The 19,114-nt window shown below is 62.3% G+C and carries 15 protein-coding genes; 13 read left to right on the top strand and 2 right to left on the bottom strand.

Features of this window, described 5'->3' with window-relative positions; all coding sequences use genetic code 11:
• The first annotated feature begins 19 nt into the window (after positions 1-19).
• The 4 genes from R3F00_RS12565 to R3F00_RS12550 all read left to right on the top strand — a co-directional run bounded on the left by R3F00_RS12565 (position 20) and on the right by R3F00_RS12550 (position 11,153).
• Positions 20-2,074 carry a methyl-accepting chemotaxis protein gene (locus R3F00_RS12565; protein ID WP_371282135.1) on the top strand — a complete coding sequence of 685 codons (2,055 nt, stop codon included), beginning with the start codon at positions 20-22 and terminating at the stop codon, positions 2,072-2,074.
• Between the two features lie 251 nt (positions 2,075-2,325).
• On the top strand, positions 2,326-8,745 hold the full coding sequence (locus R3F00_RS12560) for an Hpt domain-containing protein (protein WP_371282134.1): 6,420 nt from the start codon (positions 2,326-2,328) through the stop codon (positions 8,743-8,745).
• A 7-nt stretch (positions 8,746-8,752) separates the two neighbouring features.
• The gene (locus R3F00_RS12555) at positions 8,753-10,666 is read left to right on the top strand and encodes a chemotaxis protein CheB (protein ID WP_371282133.1); all 1,914 of its coding nucleotides are present in this window, start codon (positions 8,753-8,755) and stop codon (positions 10,664-10,666) included.
• Positions 10,667-10,688: 22 nt separating this feature from the next.
• Entirely contained in the window at positions 10,689-11,153 is a 465-nt protein-coding gene (locus R3F00_RS12550; protein ID WP_371282132.1) for a chemotaxis protein CheW, read from the top strand.
• A gap of 25 nt (positions 11,154-11,178) precedes the next feature.
• On the opposite strand, the gene R3F00_RS12545 is transcribed toward R3F00_RS12550, so the two are convergent.
• Positions 11,179-11,913, bottom strand: coding sequence for a 16S rRNA (uracil(1498)-N(3))-methyltransferase (locus tag R3F00_RS12545; protein ID WP_371282130.1), 735 nt, complete (start codon positions 11,911-11,913; stop codon positions 11,179-11,181).
• Between the two features lie 18 nt (positions 11,914-11,931).
• Positions 11,932-13,296, bottom strand: a complete 1,365-nt coding sequence (locus tag R3F00_RS12540) for an adenosylmethionine--8-amino-7-oxononanoate transaminase (protein ID WP_371282129.1) — start codon at positions 13,294-13,296, stop codon at positions 11,932-11,934.
• 9 nt (positions 13,297-13,305) lie between these two features.
• Between R3F00_RS12540 and gspG the strand changes: the two genes are divergently transcribed.
• From gspG to ftsL, 9 genes are all read left to right on the top strand, one after another.
• Positions 13,306-13,908: a type II secretion system major pseudopilin GspG gene (gene gspG, locus R3F00_RS12535; RefSeq protein WP_371282128.1), complete on the top strand. Its 603-nt coding sequence runs from the start codon at positions 13,306-13,308 to the stop codon at positions 13,906-13,908.
• Between the two features lie 33 nt (positions 13,909-13,941).
• Positions 13,942-14,568 carry a type II secretion system minor pseudopilin GspH gene (gene gspH, locus R3F00_RS12530; protein WP_371282127.1) on the top strand — a complete coding sequence of 209 codons (627 nt, stop codon included), beginning with the start codon at positions 13,942-13,944 and terminating at the stop codon, positions 14,566-14,568.
• On the top strand, positions 14,565-14,936 hold the full coding sequence (gspI, locus tag R3F00_RS12525; protein WP_371282126.1) for a type II secretion system minor pseudopilin GspI: 372 nt from the start codon (positions 14,565-14,567) through the stop codon (positions 14,934-14,936). Before gspH ends, gspI begins: the two co-directional genes overlap by 4 nt.
• The gene (gene gspJ / locus R3F00_RS12520) at positions 14,933-15,646 is read left to right on the top strand and encodes a type II secretion system minor pseudopilin GspJ (RefSeq protein ID WP_371282125.1); all 714 of its coding nucleotides are present in this window, start codon (positions 14,933-14,935) and stop codon (positions 15,644-15,646) included. The genes gspI and gspJ overlap by 4 nt, the downstream gene beginning before the upstream one ends.
• A complete protein-coding gene (gene gspK / locus R3F00_RS12515) occupies positions 15,643-16,638 on the top strand; it encodes a type II secretion system minor pseudopilin GspK (RefSeq protein WP_371282124.1) in 996 nt (331 codons plus the stop codon). Before gspJ ends, gspK begins: the two co-directional genes overlap by 4 nt.
• Positions 16,635-17,330 (top strand): class I SAM-dependent methyltransferase, encoded by a 696-nt coding sequence (locus R3F00_RS12510; RefSeq protein WP_371282123.1) that lies wholly within the window; start codon positions 16,635-16,637, stop codon positions 17,328-17,330. Before gspK ends, R3F00_RS12510 begins: the two co-directional genes overlap by 4 nt.
• Before the next feature lie 186 nt (positions 17,331-17,516).
• Positions 17,517-17,963, top strand: coding sequence for a division/cell wall cluster transcriptional repressor MraZ (mraZ, locus tag R3F00_RS12505; protein WP_371282245.1), 447 nt, complete (start codon positions 17,517-17,519; stop codon positions 17,961-17,963).
• A gap of 22 nt (positions 17,964-17,985) precedes the next feature.
• On the top strand, positions 17,986-18,909 hold the full coding sequence (gene rsmH / locus R3F00_RS12500; RefSeq protein ID WP_371282122.1) for a 16S rRNA (cytosine(1402)-N(4))-methyltransferase RsmH: 924 nt from the start codon (positions 17,986-17,988) through the stop codon (positions 18,907-18,909).
• A gap of 11 nt (positions 18,910-18,920) precedes the next feature.
• On the top strand, positions 18,921-19,114 hold a 194-nt coding region (gene ftsL / locus R3F00_RS12495), incomplete at its 3' end, for a cell division protein FtsL (RefSeq protein ID WP_371282244.1).

The following is a 19,114-nucleotide window of genomic DNA, read 5'->3' as shown; positions in this document are numbered from 1 at the left end:
TAGGGGTGAGGTAACAAAGATGAGCACAACTTCCAGCGCACTCTCGGGCTCCGAGCGCACGGGCAGCCTCAACACAATCTTGATCGTGTTGCTGGTTCTTGCCATTGCGTTCGCGGCGGCGGACTTTATCTACCTCAACATCAAGAGTAACCACGATCGACAAGCGAGCTCGCTGACTACGGAGATCCAGGTGGCCTCGCAGGCCCTGACCACCTACGCGGCGAACGCTGCGGGCGGCAACGAACTCGCATTCGACGAACTGGCCAAGACGACCAAGGACATCGATGCCTACCTCGGCTACCTGAACAAGGGCAATGCCAAGGAACCTTCGCCCTACGCTGGCATGCCCGCCTACGCCGATGAGCCCGGTGTCGCTACGGAATTGAAAGCCCTCAACAACGCCTGGGCACCGGTGTTGACCAACGCGACCAAGATTCTCGACGGCAAGAGCCTCGTCCTCGACACCGCAACGATTTCATCCGAATTCAACTCGACCATGCCGATCCTGAACTCGCGCATGAACGAGGTCGTCAATATCCTCACAGAGCGCAATGGTGGTGCCGGACAGGTCTATATCGCCACTCGCCAGATGTTGCTGGCCGACCGCATGATTCGCCGTGTCCAGGAGATTGGTCAGGGTGGCGAAGATGCACAATCAGCCGCCGATGGCTTCAATCGTGACGCCGCGCTCTATCGATCCGTCCTTACCGGCCTGATCGATGGCGCGCCTGCGCTCAACATCAGGCCGATCGACCAGCCCAATGCCCGCGATATTCTGGTCGACGTTTCGGAGCAGTGGGAAACCCTCAACGAGCCCGTCGGCAAGATCATCGAGGCCTCGACCGGATTGCAGGTGGTCAAGCAGGCCGCTGATGCAATCTTCAACGACAGCCAGGACGTCCTGCTGAAGGCGCGCAATGTCGCTGTCCGCATCGACAAGCTGTCCACCAGCCGAACCTTCCCGAATCCGCTTTGGGGCGGCATCGCCGCGGCTGCCGCCATCGTCCTCGTCATCCTGCTCGGTATCACCCTGGTTCGCGATCAGCAGAATCGTTACCAGATGTCGGCCGAACTCAACCAGCGAAACCAGGAAGCCATTCTGCGACTGCTCGACGAGATGGGCTCGCTGGCCGAAGGCGACCTGACCGTAAAGGCGACCGTTACCGAGGACATCACAGGCGCCATCGCGGACTCGATCAACTTCGCGGTCGAGGCGCTGCGATCTCTGGTTACCACCATCAACGAGACAGCGGTGCAGGTGTCGGCAGCTGCGCAGGAGACCCAGGCGACCGCGATGCATCTGGCTGAAGCCGCAGAGCATCAGGCCCAGCAGATTACCTCCGCCTCCGCGGCCATCAACGAAATCGCCGTGTCGATCGATGAGGTGTCGAAGAACTCCTCGGAAAGCGCGGAAGTGGCGCAACGCTCGGTGCAGATTGCCGCAAAGGGTGCGGCCATCGTGCGACAGACCATCCAGGGCATGGATTCGATCCGCGACCAGATCCAGGAAACCTCGAAGCGAATCAAGCGACTTGGCGAGTCCTCGCAGGAAATCGGATCCATCGTCGAACTGATCAACGACATCGCCGAACAGACAAACATTCTGGCGCTGAACGCTGCTATTCAGGCGGCATCTGCCGGTGAGGCGGGCCGCGGCTTCGCGGTGGTTGCCGACGAAGTGCAGCGACTCGCTGAGCGCGCCTCGAACGCGACCAAGCGAATTGAAACCCTGGTGCAGACGATTCAGTCCGATACCAACGAGGCGGTCAGCTCGATGGAACAGACCACCGCCGAGGTGGTCGCCGGTGCCCGCCTGGCCGAGGACGCCGGCCTCGCGCTGGGCGAAATCGAGAAGGTTTCGCACGATCTTGCCGACCTCATTCAGAGCATTTCGGCGGCTGCAAGTCAGCAGTCCGCTGCTGCAACCAATATTTCTGCAACCATGAACGTGATTCAGGAAATCACAACGCAGACGTCGGTTGGTGCAAGCCAGACCGCCGAGTCGATCGGCAACCTGGCGCATCTGGCCGGCGACCTACGTCGTTCCGTCGCCGACTTCAAGCTGCCGGGTTGAGCCCGGGATTTGCCACGTAATCCAGATCAAGGAGAACCATTCGACCAACACCGCAATCGGCATTGCCGCAGCAGATCCGACAGTCGAACTGAAAAGTGCGCACCAGCCTGACGACTGGCGCAGGTACCGACAATTGGCTGTGTCACTCGCAATCCTGATGCACGGGTGGTCGTGTGCATTGGGTCGGAGTTTCGGGGTATGCAGTGCGTTAGGGTGATGGTTGGCTGGTTTCGCCAGGACGAACGATACCAATGAAACTCCATGATGATTTCACCACGCTCAACTGGGTCAAGGGCGAGCTCGACGAAACGCTGAAGCAGGCGCGTCAGGCGCTCGAGGCGTATGTCGACGATCCCGCCGACACCAGCCTCATGCGTTTCTGTGCCACCTACCTGCATCAGGCTCAGGGCACGCTGCGCATGGTCGAGTTGTATGGCGCGGCCATGGTCATCGAAGAAATGGAGCGGCTGGCCGAAGCCCTTCTGGCTGACGCGGTACCTCAGCGCGATGAAGGCTATTCCGTGCTCATGCGGGGCATGGTCCAGTTGCCGGACTATCTGGAGCGCGTGCAGACCGGACACAAGGACATTCCCATCGTCCTGCTGCCGCTGCTCAACGATCTGCGCGCTTGTCGCGGCGAGAAGCTGCTGACCGATTCAGCGCTATTCTCCCCGGATCTCGCGACCCCGCTGCCGGCATCGGCGAGCGGCAGGTCCAGCCCGCTCGAACTCAAGGATCTGCGTGCCCAGGCGATTCGCCTGAGGCTTGCCTTCCAGGCTGCGCTTCTCAAGTGGTTCAGGGACTCCAGCGAATTGCAGCACGCCGCACGACTGCGTGATGTGCTCGACAGGCTGCGCAGCACGGTCGCGCACGGCGAGGATTCGAGGCGCCTGTTCTGGATCGCCGCGGGCGTCGCCGATGCCGTCAGCGATGGCAGTCTCGAAGCGGGAGCGTCGGTCAAGCTCCTGTTCGGTGGCGTAGACCGCGAGATTCGCCGGTTTGCAGAAGTGGGTGAGAGCGGCCTGCAAAGCAATCCGCCACGGGAGCTGCTGCAGAGCCTTCTCTACTATGTCGCGCATTCCAACGCCCAGAGCGAACGCGTAGCAGAAATACGCGATGTGTACGCACTCGGTTCGCTGCTGGCGACGGACAGGGAGGTCGAGCATGCAAAGAGCTCGATCTCCGGACACAACCGGACCCTGCTCGATACCGTGTCGGTGGCCATCAAGGACGACCTGCTTCGGGTCAAGGAGTCACTCGACATCTTCCTGCGCGCACAGCAGCGCGATCCGGCCGAGTTGCTGGGCCAGATCGACTTGCTCGATCGCGTACGCGACACCCTCGGCATGCTCGGACTTGGTGTTCCGCGCCGTGTCGTAACCGAGCAACGCTCGACCATCGAAGACATGGCGCACGGACGGCGCGAGGCGGACGAGGGCACCCTGCTCGATGTTGCTGGTGCACTGCTCTATGTCGAAGCGTCCCTGGATGACCACATCGAGCGCCTTGGTGCCGGGAGCGAAGAGGGCGACGAAGAGGCGATCGAGCTTCCGAAGGCCGAAGTCCGCAAGATCCTCGATGCCCTGATGCACGAGGCTGCTGTGAATATCCAGCAGGCCAAGCACGATGTCATCGCATTTATCGAGTCGCCATGGGATCACGAGCGGGTCGAACAGATTCCGCGCTTGCTGGAAGAAATTTCCGGTGCCCTGCGCATGCTGGATCTGGGCGAGGCCGCAGAATTGATGGGTGGCATCGTTCACTTTGTCGAAGTGGAATTGCAGCGACATCGCAGAGTGCCGACTGCCGAGCAGATGGACAGCCTCGCGGACGCGCTTGCATCCATCGAGTACTACCTTGAAGCCACCCGCGAGCAACGCGGCGGTCGCAAGAAGATTCTCGACGTGACCCGGGAAAGTCTGGAAGCCCTCGGTTACTGGCCGATTCCCGAAGCCGAGGAAGTGCCTGCCGGTGCGGAACCTGCGCAGGGCGAAACCGGCCTGGACGACGCGCTGGCTGCCGCTGCGGCCCTGGCCTATGACGGTACCGATTCCCAGGAATCCGCGCTGTACACCGAAACCCGCGAAATCAAGCCGATTGACGACGAGCCGGAGACTGGAGGTTCGGAATTTCCAAGCTGGGGCGATCATCTTCCGGTCGAGCAGAGTGCCGCCTTGCGCCCTGATGGTGACGGCGAAGAGTTGAATCTGGACGGTCTCGATATCGTCGAGTCCGATGAGCCGGATCTCGGTCCGACAACAGCTTTCGATGCCGTACAGGCGCCGAGCGAACTCGACAGCGTGGTCGAGATTTCCGCCGGCGAGGATCTGAGTGACCTGATCGTCGGCGAATCGGGCGACAGCGTCACCCCGGAGCAGGATTTCGCCGGATTGCGCCTGGCCGAGACCACGCATGATCGCGATGCCGCGTCGAGTTCCGGATCAAGAGAGACAGAAGCACAGAAGATACATGTCGATCCGGATGGCAGCCGCTGGATCGAGATCGAAGAAGAGATCGAGGAAGAAATCGAGGAGACGGTCGACTCGACGGATGTCGGAGACGGAAGTTTCCAGATCACCGCATCGAGTGAAATCGATGATGAAATCCGGGACGTCTTCATCGAGGAAGTGCAGGAAGAGATCGACAATCTGCGTGCGCAGTTGCCTCTGTGGCGATCCAGTCCGGATGACCTCGAGCAGGTCAAGCCGATACGACGCTCCTTCCACACGCTGAAGGGTTCCGGCCGGCTCGTCGGCGCTCTTGCCCTGGGCGAGTTCAGCTGGAAGGTCGAAAGCATGCTCAATCGCGTGCTTGATCGATCCATCGGACCCAGCGCACAAGCCATTGCCGTGGTCGAGCACGCCATCAACGCGCTGCCGCAACAGTTGGCGGCATTGCGCGGCGAAGGCGCTCCGACAGCCGACATCGCCGGCATTGTCGAGGCGGCGGACCGTATTTCCGAGGGCGAGCTCGTTTCAGTCCAGAGCAGGCCCTCTGCGCCACAAACCGTCAAGCGCATGGTCAAGCGCACCGTCACGCGCCGCATTCCGCTGGAGGATGCGCCTGCCGAGGCTGTGGATGAAGCCATGGCCGACCTGCCGACACCGGTCGAACTGGAAGGCGAAGACAGCGACGAAATAGTTGCCGGGCCGTTGCCCGGACTGGATCCCGTGCTGTTTGACATCCTCAAGAGCGAAACCGCAATGCACCTGGGTGTGGTCGACGAGTTCCTGACCCAGGCCGGCTATGTCGAATTGCCGGTATCGGAACCCTTGTTGCGCGCAGCACATACGCTGAGCGGCGCCATTGCGATGGTCGAAATTGATTCGCTGACCCATCTGCTGGCCCCTCTGGAAGGCTATCTGAAGCGGATGCGCGCAAGCGCAACACCGATTGATGCTGCAGGCATCGCGGCGCTTGGCGAGTCCGCGGCGATGGTTCGCGAGACCATGGACTGCCTGGACCGGGGTTCGGGCCAACTGCCCGACACGACCGATCTGTCTGCGCGAGTCACCGAGTTGCGCGATGCCCTTGACGAACCCGAGAGTGCGTTGCATCTCTATCATCAGGGAGAAGAAAGCTCTGACGAGGAATCCGGTTCTGATGCGGAGAGGGATTTCGAGTCGATTGAAGTCGGCGAGTCCTCGGATGGGCTGGATGACCTCGAATTTGAGGCAGTCGGCGCGGACGAAGACGTCGACCTGACCGAAGCGCTGATCGAGCGGATGGATGAGGATGGCGAGACCGAGACGGTCTCCACGCTGGACCTCGATTCCACCCCGCTCAATGCTGATGCGCCGGAAGAGACTCTCGATTTTCCGGAAGACACCGACTTCGATGCCCTGGTCGAGGCGGCGAGCGCGTTTTCCGACATGCCCGACAAGGCCCCGGGTGAGCCGTCCGGCCTGCAGGAAGCGACCGCTATCGACAGCGACGCCGTCGAAGAGAAGGTGGTCGAACCCGCGGTCGATGAGGAAGAGGCGTTCGCGGAAACAGCCGTCGATACCGATGATTCCGCTCCTGATTCCAGTGCCGCCGCGGACGAGCCGGAAGCCGTAACGGCCGATTCACTCGACGAACCTGCCGAGGACGAAGAGTCCGCTGCCGCCCATGCGCACGAGAGTACCGATGCGCAAGCCGATGAGACCGAAGTACCGGAACAGGACACCGTCGAGGCAGTCGAGCCGGAATTCGAGCACGACGAGATATCGGAACTGGAGCTGGCGCATGCCGAAGCCGCTGTGCCGGAAGCAGCCAGAGCCGAGGCTCTGGACGATCAGCCGGAAGGCGAGCTCGATTTGCCGGAAATGGACCAGGATCTTCTGGACATTTTCGTGCAGGAAGGCAACGACATTCTCGATCACTCCGACTCGATCATGGCGCAGTTGCGCGAAGCGCCTCAGGACCGCGAGCTGATTGTCAACCTGCAGCGAGACCTGCACACCCTGAAGGGTGGCGCGAGAATGGCTGGCATCGGACCGATCGGCGACCTCACGCACGCCATGGAGTCGTTGCTCGACGCAACCTTCGACGGCCATCGCAGCATGGATATCTCGGCAGTCGAGGCTCTGGAGCGCAGCTACGATGCGTTGCACGGCCTTGTCCAGCGCATTGCAAGGCGCGAAGCCATCGCCATGCCCGAGCAGATGATTGCGCGCCTGGAGAATCTGGTCGCAGGCGAAACCCTCTCCGAATCGGCCATGCCGTTGCCGGAGGCGACACCCGAAGCGACCGACCAGCCGGCTAAGGAAACGCCGCGGCCCGCTCCGCGCACCTTGCCGACGCTCGAGGTTGAAGATGAGCCGCGCGCGCCGCAGGAAATGATCCGTGTGCGGTCGGAGCTGCTCGATTCGCTGGTCAACTACGCCGGCGAGGTGTCGATCTACCGCTCGCGTCTCGAGCAGCAGATCTCGACCTTCCGCTTCAACCTGATCGAGTTCGAACAGACCGTCAGTCGTCTGCGCGAACAGCTGCGCAAGCTTGAAATAGAAACCGAAGCGCAGATCATCGCGCGCTACCAGCGTGAGCACCATGACGGCGTCGAAGCGGTCTTCGACCCACTCGAGCTGGACCGCTTCTCGCAGCTGCAGCAGTATTCGCGCGCACTCGGTGAGTCGGTCTCGGATCTGGTCTCCATTCAGGGCCTTCTTGATGACCTGACCCGTCAGTCCGAAACCCTGTTGCTGCAGCAGTCACGCGTCAGTTCGGATCTTCAGGAAGGTCTCATGCGTACGCGCATGGTGCCGTTCGATTCGATGGTGCCGTCGCTGCGACGTACCGTCCGCCAGGCCGCCCAGGAGCTTGGCAAGCGTGCTCAGCTGAAGGTTGAAGGCGCGCAGGGCGAAATGGATCGCAACCTTCTGGAACGCATGAAGGCGCCTTTCGAGCACATGCTGCGAAATGCGCTGGCGCATGGCATCGAATCGCCGGAAAAGCGTCTGGCCGCCAACAAGCCGCTCGACGGAACCGTCACGATTCGCGTGTCCCGCGAATCGACGGAAGTGGTCCTGCGCATCAGCGATGACGGTGCCGGCATGGATCGCGATGCGATCCGGCGCAAGGCGATCGCACTCGGCCTGCTCAGCCCCGACGTGAACCTGTCCGACCGCGATCTTTACGGCTTCATTCTGGAAGCCGGATTCTCGACTGCCGAGCAGGTGACCCAATTGGCCGGCCGCGGTGTCGGCATGGATGTCGTACACAGCGAGATCAAGCAACTCGGCGGCTCGCTGGTGATCGATTCGGTGCCCGGTTCGGGTACGACATTCACCATTCGATTGCCGTTTACCCTGGCAGTGACCCAGGCGATCCTGGTCAAGCTGGGAGATTCGACCTATGCCGTGCCGATGTCTTCGGTGCAGGGCGTGGTCCGCATCGCCATGGATGATTACTCCAAGCGCGTTGGCAGCGGCGATCCCACCTATACGTATGCCGGAGAGGACTTCAAGATCTACGAGCTTTCGCAGTTGCTCGGCGTGCCGCAGGGCCGGGTGATTGATGAAACCCAGTTGCCCTTGCTGATGACCCGCACCGGCGACCAACGCGCTGCGGTCCGTATCGATGGTGTGGTCGGCTCGCGTGAAATCGTGGTCAAGTCGGTTGGACCGCAGATCAGTTCGGTGCCCGGCATCTTTGGCGCGACGATCATGGGCGACGGATCGGTGATCATGATTCTCGACCTGGCTCCGCTGGTTCGCAGGGTCGCCTCGATGCGCGCCAGCGTTGCCGCCGGCGAGATTGCAGAGGTCGACCAGATTGCGCAGGTTCCGGAGTTGCCGGAGGTGCAGCGCAAGACCATGATCATGGTAGTCGACGATTCCATCACGATGCGCAAGGTCACGACCCGCGTGCTCGAACGCGCAGACATGGATGTGATCACCGCGAAGGATGGTCTCGACGCCGTCGAGAAACTGCAGGACAGCATCCCGGATCTGATGCTGCTTGATATCGAAATGCCGCGTATGGACGGCTACGAACTGGCCACCTACATGCGCAACGACTCACGATTGAAAGATGTGCCCATCATCATGGTGACCTCGCGTACTGGCGAAAAGCATCGTCAGCGCGCGCTGGAAATCGGTGTCGAACGCTATCTCGGCAAACCGTACCAGGAGGCCGACCTGCTCAGTCAGGTTCAGGAAACTCTGAGGTCGAGACGTGCAGACGCCTGAAACAACCATGCGTATAGCGCTCCTTTCGCAAGCCGGCGAGTCCGGTCGTCACCTGCGCGATGCGCTGGCCGGTTCCGGCACGCCCATCGTCTACGAAGCGCAGGCAACCGAGCTTGATCGCGACGCGCTCGAGAAGTCCGGTGCCCGAGTGGTGGTGGTCAACCTCGACGCTGACGTGGAAGCACATCTGGACGAGGTCTATTCACTCCTCGATGACGATCGCTACAACGTGATCTTCAATGAGGCGCAGGTCTCCAGCCAGCTGTCCGGCTGGGAGCAGGCGCGCTGGGCCAGGCATCTGGCGGCCAAGATCCTGGGCACGGAGAACGCCGATCCGCCGCGGCCGGCCGGGGCGGAACCTGTTCCGCAGCGAGTGCACGAGGTCGCGCAAGAGATCAAGGCAGCCGAAGTGCCGGAGTCGGTCGATGCCAGGTCAGCAACGAACGAAGCGGCGGCGGCAACCAAGGACGTCGAGCAGGAAGGGGCAGGTCAAGGCGCGGATTCCACTGCGGTCGAGGATGATTATTCCGACATCGCCCGACTGTTGAGCGAAGTGGATCCGGACCCCGATGAATTTTCGGGCGCGTCCATCGAGCCCTCTGCAGAAGCTGCTCCGGACCTGCACAAGACGGTACCCATGCCCGAACTTGACCTGTCGGAATTCGATCTCGATTTCGAGCCGGCACCAGAGCCGGTCGAGATGAGCAGCGTTGAGCGCGAGGAAGACGAAGCCGCAACCCGTCAGGCCGATTCGGCCGACACCGTGAAAATGCCCGCCCTGGATGTCGATGCCGAATCCGAGGGAGATGTCCTGGGATTCGGTGACCTGGACGACTTTGCGGGTGGCGTGGACGATATTGATACGGGCGTCGAAGAGGCGCAGCCCTCGAATTCGCTGGAGGATGATCTTGCCGAGTCCTCTTCCCTCAGCGAGGCAGCCGCCGTTGGCGAGGACATTTCCGGGATCGAAATGCTCGATCTCGACTGGGCCGATGCACCCGAAGTGCCCGAACAGCAGGATGCCAGGGATGAAATCGAGGATGTCCCGCCACCGGAGATCGGCTCGGCATTCGCCTGGAGCCTCGAGGATATGGACGGAGAGGCCGAAGCCGAGGAGTCCAAGGCTGAAAAGGCGCCTGCGGAACCGCGCGACTTTGGCATCGAAAAGATCAGTGCGTCCGAATACCTGGCGCCGGAAAGCGAAAATGGCGAGGCCGAGGATTCGGCCGACTCCGATATCTCTCTCGAGTTGATCCCCCTGGACGAGGCTGTCGCCCCGGCCATGGCTGGCAAGAAGAGTGCAACCGAGTCCGAGGGCCGCGAGTCCTGGCTGGATACCAGCAACAGGGTCGCGGTCAGCCGGGTCTGGGTACTTGGCGCATCGATTGGCGGCCCCGAGGCTGTGCGCGAGTTTCTCGCCGAGTTGCCGGCCAAGTCGCCGGCCCTGTTCCTGCTGGCGCAGCACATGGGCGCAGAATTCATGGAGATCATGGCCCAGCAGCTGTCTCGTTCGACGACTCTGACCGTGCGTACGCCTTCTCACGGCGAACGCGTCGGCCATGGCGATATCGTGGTCGTGCCGACCACGCATCGCCTGCGTGTTGATCGCGAAGGCGTCGTAACACTCGAGGCGCTTGGAGATACCAATCTGCCGAACACGCCATCGATCGATCAGGTTCTTCAGGATGTCGCCGACCGGTTCGGCTCCAAGGCAGGCTTCATCGTATTTTCCGGGATGGCTGAAGACGCCGCCGAAGGCAGCCGTTATCTGGCCGGAATCGGTGGCAAGGTCTACGCGCAGGATCCCGAGACCTGCGTGATCAGTTCCATGGTCGATGGCGTCATCGAAACCGGTGTGGTCAGTTTCACCGGTTCTCCCAAGGCGCTCGCCGGCAAGCTGCTGGGCGAGTTCAAATCGTGACCCACTATTCGAGGAATTCATGATGGTCGATCTGCCCCGCGAAATTCGTGGCGTCATGATTCCGGTTACCGGAGGACGCGTCCTGTTGCCGAACGCGACGGTCGCCGAAGTGATCACCTATACCGCACCGGAACCGATCGAGGGTGCACCCCCCTGGCTTCTCGGTCGCCTCGGTTGGCGCGGTTGGCGCTTGCCGCTGTTTTCCCTGCCCGTGCTGGCAGGCCATGCCAGCGAGGAAGACACGCGCAACGCTCGCGTGACGGTGCTGAAAGGTCTCGGTGGCAGTGCCAAGATGCCGTTTCTGGCCATGCTGGCACAGGGATTCCCGCGCCTGACAACGATCACCTCGGAGTTGCTGATCACGACCGGGGACAACACCGAACTCGGGGCCGGTGTCTATTCGGAGGTGCTGGTCCGTGACGATCATGCCGTCATTCCGGATCTTGGCTCGATCGAGCAGATGATTTCGGACGCGCTGGCTGCCTGAGTGAGACCTGCAAGCCGGTTCGACCTCACATGTCGCCGTGGATGGCCTGCAGTGCGGTGATGGCTGCCAGTCCGGCTGTTTCCGTGCGCAGAATGCGCGGTCCGAGACGCAGGCCAAGAAAGTCCGCCTGATCAAGAATCGAAAGATCCTGGTCCGACAATCCGCCTTCCGGCCCCACTACCAGGGTGGCGCGCTCGAAGGCAGGCAGGCTTCTCGGCATCACCTTTCCGGTCGGGTCGAGCGCAAGGCGAAGCCCTGCGCTGGTATCGAGCTCGGCCGCCCAGTGGGCAAGCCGGACCGGTGTTTCAAGTTTTGGCAGGCGCACCCGGCCACACTGTTCGCACGCACCGGCTATCACCGCCTGCCAATGCGCCAGGCGGCGTGCGGTGCGTTCGGCGTCGAGCTTGACCTCGGTACGCCCGGTAATCAGCGGAACAATGCGGGTTACCCCGAGTTCGGTGGCCTTCTGCAGAACCAGATCCATTTTTTCGCCGCGCGCGATGCCCTGTGCCAGAGTCAGCTGGAGAGGACTTTCGCGATCCGTCGCGTCCTTTTCGCCGAGCACGCGAGCACTGACCGAACGCTTTGTGAGCTCGCTGATCTCGGCCTGGAATTCTCGCCCGTCGCCATTGAACAAGACGATGGGATGACCGCGTTCCAGGCGCAGCACGCGCGCGAGGTGTTCGCCGGCCTGCACCGGCAGAAGCAGTTCGCTGCCGATGTCGAGCTTTTCGAACACACAGATTCTTGGAATGCGCATGCTTTGTCCCGGGAAGAGTCAGGCGACCGCCCGCTCGATACCGTCAATGGCCACTTCCACCATCAAATCGATATCTTCGACGGTCACGCAATAGGGCGGCATGAAGTAGACCACATTGCCGAGCGGGCGCAGGATCACGCCGCGACCTAGACCATGCAGGTAGACACGCAGGCCGCGCCGCTCGGTGGCAGCAAAGGCGGTCCGCGTCGGCTTGTCGCGCACCAGTTCGACGGCGGCGATCAGGCCGGTCTGGCGTACGTCGGCGACATTCGGATGATCCACGAGGCTGGCCAGGCGCTTGCGCAGATGTGAAGCCAGCATGCGATTGCGTTCGAGCACCGGCTCGTCTCGAAAAATGCCGAGGGTTTCCAGCGCCGCGCGACAGGCCAGTGCATTGCCGGTATAGCTGTGCGAATGCAGGAAGGCCTTGCCCTCCGAATAGTCGGCATAGAACGCAGCATGCACCCGCTCGCTGGCGAGCACGGCCGAAAGCGGCAGGGTGCCGCCGGTCAAACCCTTCGACAGACACATGAAATCGGGCGTGACGGATGCCTGTTCGCAGGCGAACAGCGTACCCGTACGGCCGAACCCGACCGCGATCTCGTCGGCAATCAGGTGCACGTCGAATTCGTCGCAGAGCGCTCTCAGGCCGGCTACATAGCTGGCTGCATGCATGCGCATGCCGGTGGCACATTGCACCAGGGGTTCGATGATGACCGCGGCAACCGATCGAGAGTGCCTCTGCAACAACGCACGCATGCTCTCAAGCGCCCTGATGGCGCATTCCTCGGCGGATTCGCCGACCTCGCCCAGATAGGCATCCGGCGAGGGTGCGAGTATCGGTTCCAGCAGTAGCGGGGCATAGGTGCTGCGATAGAGCTCGACGTCGGTGACCGACAGGGCTCCTATGGTCTCGCCGTGATAGCCGCCGGACAGCGAGACGAAGCGCGTTCGCTCGGGGCGACCTTCGTTGCGCCAGTAGTGAAAGCTCATCTTCAGTGCCGCCTCGACTGCGCTGGAACCGTTGTCTGCGTAGAACACGCGCGAGAGTCCTGGCGGCGCCACGCGGACAAGCTCCTCGGCCAGCGCCACGGCGGGCTCGTGGGTCATGCCGGCGAGCATGATGTGATCCAGCTTGTCGAGCTGATCCTTGAGGCCTGCGACGATACGAGGATGCCGATGGCCGAATACATTGGTCCACCACGAGCTGACCGCATCCAGATAGCGACTGCCATCCTCGGCATGCAGCCATGCGCCCTCGGCACGCTCGATGGCCAGCATGGGCACGAATTCATGGTCCCGCATCTGCGTGCAGGGATGCCAGACAACGGCGAGGTCGCGTGCGGACAGCGACGGCTTTGCAAGGGGCGTAGGCTTCAACATGGCTTTGCTATGATCAACGCCCAGTCTCCCCTGCACAAGCCGACGCTCATGCAATACCCAGCACAAACCAGCATTTCCAATACCGTCCGGTGTTCCGAATCGGGTTGCCGAAGCGCGGCGGTACCCCATGGAGCGAAGCTGAAAGAGATGGCGACCAAGCGCTTTCCCATTCCCCATTCCCCGCTCTCCATTCCCGGCCGCGCCGGCGGCTTCACCCTCATCGAGATTCTGGTCGTCGTTGTCATCCTCGGAATCCTTGCCGCGATCGTCGTGCCGCGCGTGATGGAGCGGCCAGGGGAGGCCAGAATCACGCGAGCCAAACAGGATATTCAGGGTGTGATGACCGCGCTAAATCTTTATAAACTGGATAATTTCCGTTATCCCAGCAGTGAACAGGGCATGCAGGCGCTGGTGTCCAGGCCAGCCGGGCAACCGGAAGCGCCGAACTGGAAAGGTCCGTATCTGGACCGCTTGCCCAAGGATCCCTGGAATCAGCCCTACCAGTACCAGCAACCGGGTCAGCACGGTGATGTGGACATCTACAGCTACGGCTCCGATGGACGTCCTGGCGGCGAGGGCGATGCAGCGGACATCGGCAACTGGAGCGACTGACACGAGCCGCCACGGGCATGGAGGGCTTGCGACATGAGTGAGTTTTCCGAATGCGTGTCGGCGGTTTCCGCATTTTCGCGCCAGGCGGCAATAGTCGCGGGCTCGAAGAAGGAGTCAGGCGACAAAGCTTCACGGCGTGGGTCTCGCTTTGCGCCCGAGCCCGTAGTTGTTGGATTCAGCCTGATCGAAATCCTTGTGGTGCTGGTGATCGTCTCGGTGCTGGCGCTCGCGGTCTCGATCAGCATTGCCTCGGCGGGCGGAGAACGCCAGCTCACCCGCGAAGCGGAGCGATTGCAGGCGCTGCTTGCGCATGCGTGCCGGCAGGCTGAACTGGGCGGTCGCGAAATCGGCTTGCGCATCGGCGAGCGGGGCTACTCGTTCTCGATGCTGGGCTTCAACGGCTGGACGACGAGCGAGCGCGAGGACGAGTTGCGCCCGCACACCTGGGTAGCCGGTCTTCGGCTTGAATTGCTGCGTGACGGGCGTCCGCTCAATCTGGCCGACACAAGACTCGAGTCCCCGCAGCTGGTCTGTTTCAGCTCCGGCGAGCTTTCTCCATTCCTGCTGCGCATGGAGCTCGGCGATACCGGCATGCGCTATGAACTCAGCGGCGATGTGCAGGGCAACGTCGCACTCAGGCGCCTGGAAATCCAGCCATGAAGCGCGACAGCGGATTCACCTTGCTGGAAGTCCTGATCGCTCTGGTCGTGGTGTCGCTGGCGCTGCTTGCACTGACGCGCACGGCCGGTGGTCAGGTTGGTTCATTCGACAGTCTGCGCGAACGCACCCTGGCTGGCTGGGTGGCCGCAAACGTATTGAGCGAGACGCGCCTGGCGACGCCGTTTCCGCCGACGGGAGTGCGCGATGGACGCGTGCGCTTTGCCAATCGCGACTGGCGCTGGCGAATGGAGATCAAGGCGACCGACGACAGGGACATGCGTCGACTGGATGTCCTTGTATACCTCGGGGACGCGCGGGAGCCGAGCGCAGGCCTGAGCGGATTTGGCAGCGAGCAGCCCTCTCCATGAAGCGTGCCGGCAAACGCTTCGACGTGCCTGGCCGGGGGTTCACCCTGATCGAGATACTCGTCGCCCTGGTCGTGTTTGCGGCGATGTCCGCGATTGCCTGGGGCGCGCTGAGTCAGGTGGCGAAGACACGCGGCGCGCTCGCTGCGGAGCAGGATCGATTTGCCGCAATCGTGAGAACCATGGGCGATCTCGAACGCGATCTTCGCCAGGCGATATCGCGCCCGCTGCGTGGCAACTATGCCGAACCGGTGCCGGCCTTGCTTGGCTTTCCCGATCGCATCGAACTGAGCCGCCTGGGTTTCGCCAATCCCCGCTCGGAACCGCGCAGCAATATCGAGCGTGTCTCCTACGCTGTCTCGGAGGAAACGCTGCGGCGCGGACGCTATGCCGTGCTCGACCGGGCCGCAGGCTCGGCACCGCAATGGAGTGACCAGCTCGAAGGGATCCAGAGCCTGCGCTTTCGCTACCTTGGCGGGCAAGGCGATTGGAACGACCGTTGGCCGCCGCAGGATGCACCTCCGGGTTCCGCGGAATTGCCAAGAGCCGTGGAGTTTCGCATCACCCTGGAGGAGTGGGGCGAACTGCGCAGAGTCATCGCCTTGCCTGCGAGCATGCCCCAGCAAGGCGTCGGCACCGACGGCGGCGTCGCTCCGCAGGCACCCCTCAGCGTGCCCGGTTCATTGCCTGTCCTGGATGGGAGCGGCACATGACCGGCCCACGAAACCAGCGCGGGGTTGCATTGCTGATAGCCCTGCTTGCCGTCGCCCTGGCCGTCATTCTGATTGCCTCCCTGCTCGATCGTGGCGAACTGGCGTTCGCGCGGACCCGCAACGTGTTGCGCGGGGAGCAGGCGGTGGCCTATGCCGAAGGACTGGAGGCGTTTGCGGCGCAGATTCTGATGCGCGACCTGGCTGAGAACCCCGGACTGGACAGCAACAACGAATCCTGGGCGATTCCGCTGCCTGCGCAGGAAGTGCCCGGCGGCTCCATCAGTGCCTCGATGCGTGATCTGAACGGATGCCTGAATCTGAACAATCTTGTCGGAACCGAAAATCCCGCGATATGGCGCCAGCGCCTGGACCGATTGCTGGTTGCCCTGGAGCTTGATCCTTCGCTGGCCGGCGCCATCACCGACTGGCTGGATGCCGACACCAATATCGACGACGCGGGCGGGGCAGAAGACAGCGCCTATCTCGCCCAGTCGGTCCCGTATCGCACAGGCAACCGCGTGTTCGCCCATGTCTCCGAGTTGCGTCTGGTGCGTGGCGTGAGTGGAGATGTCTACGCGCGCCTGTCGCCGGAAGTCTGCGCACTGCCGCCTGACAGTGCGATCAATCTGAATACCGCTTCGATTGCGGTACTGATGAGTCTCGATTCGCGCATGACGGCAGCACTGGCCGCGCGCATCAATCAGGATGGACAGGCGCGCTGGACAGATGTTGCCAGCGCCCTGAACGAGGCGGCGCAGCAGGGCGTGGAACTCTCGCCGGCGGACCGGACAGGTCTGGGCGTGAGCAGCAGCTACTTCCTGGCGCGCGGCGAAGTCACCCTGGATGACGTTCCTTTCCCATTCTCCAGCGTGCTCGAACGTGTCAGCGGAGGTGCGCGTGGCGGCGTGCATGTGCTGCAACGCAGTCGGGGCGGGGATGAGCTCGCCCGATCGATCCTTGACGAGCGCGGCAGGCTGCGATCGGCGCCATGAGCGATCGGCTCATCATCGAGCGCTGGAACCAAAACAGCGCACCATGGACATCTGCCGTGCGTGAAGGTCGCATCGAAAGCCGGGTGCGGGTGACCGACGCGGCCATCGTGGACGCCATCATGCAGCGCAAGCCTGGTTCGGTACTCGACATCGGTTGCGGTGAAGGCTGGCTCGCACGTGCGCTGAGCGCGCTCGATGTCGACGTTCTCGGCATCGATGTCGTTCCGGCGCTGATCGAGAGCGCACGCCAGGCGAAGGGTGGACGCTACGCCGTGATCAGCCAGGAAGAGCTTGCCCGCGGTGCCGCAGCCGAGCGCTTCGACGTTTGCGTGTGCAATTTCTCGCTGCTGGGCGGCGATGTTGTCGAGCACCTGATTGCCGGAATACACAGGTATATAAATCCGGGCGGTGCATTCATCGTGCAAACACTGCATCCTGGTTCGATTGGCGGCGGTGCCGAATATCGAGATGGCTGGCGCGAGGGATCATGGGCCGGGATCGACGCCGCCTTTTCGGAGCCGGCACCCTGGTATTTCCGCACCCTGCAGACCTGGGTGAGCCTTTACCGCAAGGCAGGACTTCGCATCGAGGCACTGCAGGAAACGACACATCCGGATACGCACGCGCTGTTATCGATCATTCTCGTGGGCGCGCCCGAACGGGCCACGCTGCTCGACACAACAGCCCCCTGATTCCGGCCAAGCCGGTCAATACCCGAGTGCGCTGCCGCCGGTTCGCCTGCGAAGGCGGGGATTCGACCCCACTTCGACCCCGCGCAGCCCCGAATTCAGCCCATTCAGGGTGCTGAAATCTCCTTGACAGCCTACAACGGTGGGCATAAGGTGGGTTTCGGTGGTTTTTAGTGGTGTTTGGTGGTCATGTTCCAGGGCGAAACCTCAGTCACGCTGGACGACAAGGGTCGGGTATCCATTCCCGCGACCCATCGTGAAGCCGTGGCCAAGCTCAGCGGCAATCGCCTGGTGGTGACCTACAACCCATTTGAACACGGCTGCCTGTGGCTGTTTCCGGAAAAGGAATGGGAGCAGGTGCGCGATGAGGTCAATGCCCTGAGCAAGGCCAAGACCGTGCACCGCAACCTGCAGATGAAACTGGTGGGTGCGGCGGCTCATCTCGAACCCGACGGCAATGGCCGGGTGCTGTTGCCGGCCAGTCAGCGCAGTGCGGCGGGCATCGAGAAGAAGGCCGTCCTGCTCGGCATGGGTAACAAGCTCGAGCTTTGGAGCGAGCAGGCGCACCTGGCCAAGATTCGCGAAACGATTACCGAGGAGCAAATCACGGAGGACATGCTCGATCTCAAATTCTGATGCGGCCGAACGGGAAGGAGCCATGCAGGTAGCGGCATTCACGCATGCGCCGGTCATGCTGGAAGAGGTGATCGAGGCGCTGCAGATTCAGCCCGAAGGGCGCTATCTGGACGGCACCTTTGGCCGCGGTGGACACGCCACGCAGATCCTGGCGCGGTTGGGTCGGAAAGGAAGCCTGTTGCTGATGGATCGCGATCCGGAAGCGATTGCCGAAGCGCAACGGACATTGGCGAAGGACGAAAGAGTACATATCCGGCATTCGAATTTCAGCGGGATGAGTGACTGGCAGGAGGCCGAAAAGGGATTGGACGGGGTGTTTCTCGACCTGGGCGTGTCATCGCCACAGCTCGACGACGCCAGGCGCGGATTCAGTTTCCAGGCCGATGGCCCACTGGACATGCGCATGGATCCCGGTTCCGGTCGCAGCGCCGCCGAATGGCTGGCTGCAGCGAGCGAGGCCGAGATCGCCGAAGTGTTGTGGCGGTATGGAGAGGAGCGTCTGAGCCGAAGGATTGCCAAGGTCATCGTCGAACGGCGCCAGGAGCAGCCGTTGCAGACGACGGCGCAATTGGCGGACCTGGTGGTGAAGACGATAGGTCATCGGGAGCGCAACAAGCATCCGGCGACGCGGACATTCCAGGCGCTGCGTATTCACGTCAATGACGAACTGGGTGCGCTGGAGGCCGGTCTGGACGCAGCGCTGCAGCGCCTCAAGCCCGGTGGTCGCCTCGTCGTCATCAGTTTCCATTCGCTGGAGGATCGTGTGGTCAAGCGCTTCATGCGTGGGCAGGCATCGCAGCCGACGAACCGGCGCAACCTGCCGCCGCCGGAAGTGGTGCCGTCGGCCCTGCGCGCACTGGGCAAGCAATTCGCGAGCGAGGCCGAACTGGCCGCCAATCCGCGTTCGCGCAGCGCAGTGTTGCGGGTCGCGGAGAAGTGCTCGTGAGCCTGCGCCTGATGGCCATGCTGGTTCTGGTCGCAGCCGTCATTGGCAGCGCCGTCGGCGTGGTTTACGGAAGACATGAAAGCCGCCGCCATTTCGTCGAGCTGAACAGGCTCACGAACGAGCGCGACAACCTCAATTTCGAGTTCGGGCGTTTGCAGTTGGAGCAGGCGACCTGGGCCGAGAACAATCGAATAGAACAGATCGC

It is taken from the genome of Dokdonella sp. (assembly GCF_041395345.1).
Classification (GTDB): domain Bacteria; phylum Pseudomonadota; class Gammaproteobacteria; order Xanthomonadales; family Rhodanobacteraceae; genus Dokdonella.
Note: the sequence above shows the minus strand (reverse complement) of the source record. Positions and strands in the feature narration are given on the sequence as shown.

What these genes read in the sequence shown, in the direction of transcription:
- rsmH (WP_371282122.1), top strand. Translation starts at nt 17,986, where the DNA reads ATGCAGGTAGCGGCATTCACGCATGCGCCGGTCATGCTGGAAGAGGTG.
- gspG (WP_371282128.1), top strand. Translation starts at nt 13,306, where the DNA reads ATGATCAACGCCCAGTCTCCCCTGCACAAGCCGACGCTCATGCAATAC.
- gspJ (WP_371282125.1), top strand. Translation starts at nt 14,933, where the DNA reads ATGAAGCGTGCCGGCAAACGCTTCGACGTGCCTGGCCGGGGGTTCACC.
- R3F00_RS12565 (WP_371282135.1), top strand. Translation starts at nt 20, where the DNA reads ATGAGCACAACTTCCAGCGCACTCTCGGGCTCCGAGCGCACGGGCAGC.
- R3F00_RS12560 (WP_371282134.1), top strand. Translation starts at nt 2,326, where the DNA reads ATGAAACTCCATGATGATTTCACCACGCTCAACTGGGTCAAGGGCGAG.
- R3F00_RS12540 (WP_371282129.1), bottom strand. Translation starts at nt 13,296, where the DNA reads ATGTTGAAGCCTACGCCCCTTGCAAAGCCGTCGCTGTCCGCACGCGAC.
- R3F00_RS12550 (WP_371282132.1), top strand. Translation starts at nt 10,689, where the DNA reads ATGGTCGATCTGCCCCGCGAAATTCGTGGCGTCATGATTCCGGTTACC.
- R3F00_RS12555 (WP_371282133.1), top strand. Translation starts at nt 8,753, where the DNA reads ATGCGTATAGCGCTCCTTTCGCAAGCCGGCGAGTCCGGTCGTCACCTG.
- R3F00_RS12510 (WP_371282123.1), top strand. Translation starts at nt 16,635, where the DNA reads ATGAGCGATCGGCTCATCATCGAGCGCTGGAACCAAAACAGCGCACCA.
- gspH (WP_371282127.1), top strand. Translation starts at nt 13,942, where the DNA reads ATGAGTGAGTTTTCCGAATGCGTGTCGGCGGTTTCCGCATTTTCGCGC.
- gspK (WP_371282124.1), top strand. Translation starts at nt 15,643, where the DNA reads ATGACCGGCCCACGAAACCAGCGCGGGGTTGCATTGCTGATAGCCCTG.
- R3F00_RS12545 (WP_371282130.1), bottom strand. Translation starts at nt 11,913, where the DNA reads ATGCGCATTCCAAGAATCTGTGTGTTCGAAAAGCTCGACATCGGCAGC.
- gspI (WP_371282126.1), top strand. Translation starts at nt 14,565, where the DNA reads ATGAAGCGCGACAGCGGATTCACCTTGCTGGAAGTCCTGATCGCTCTG.
- mraZ (WP_371282245.1), top strand. Translation starts at nt 17,517, where the DNA reads ATGTTCCAGGGCGAAACCTCAGTCACGCTGGACGACAAGGGTCGGGTA.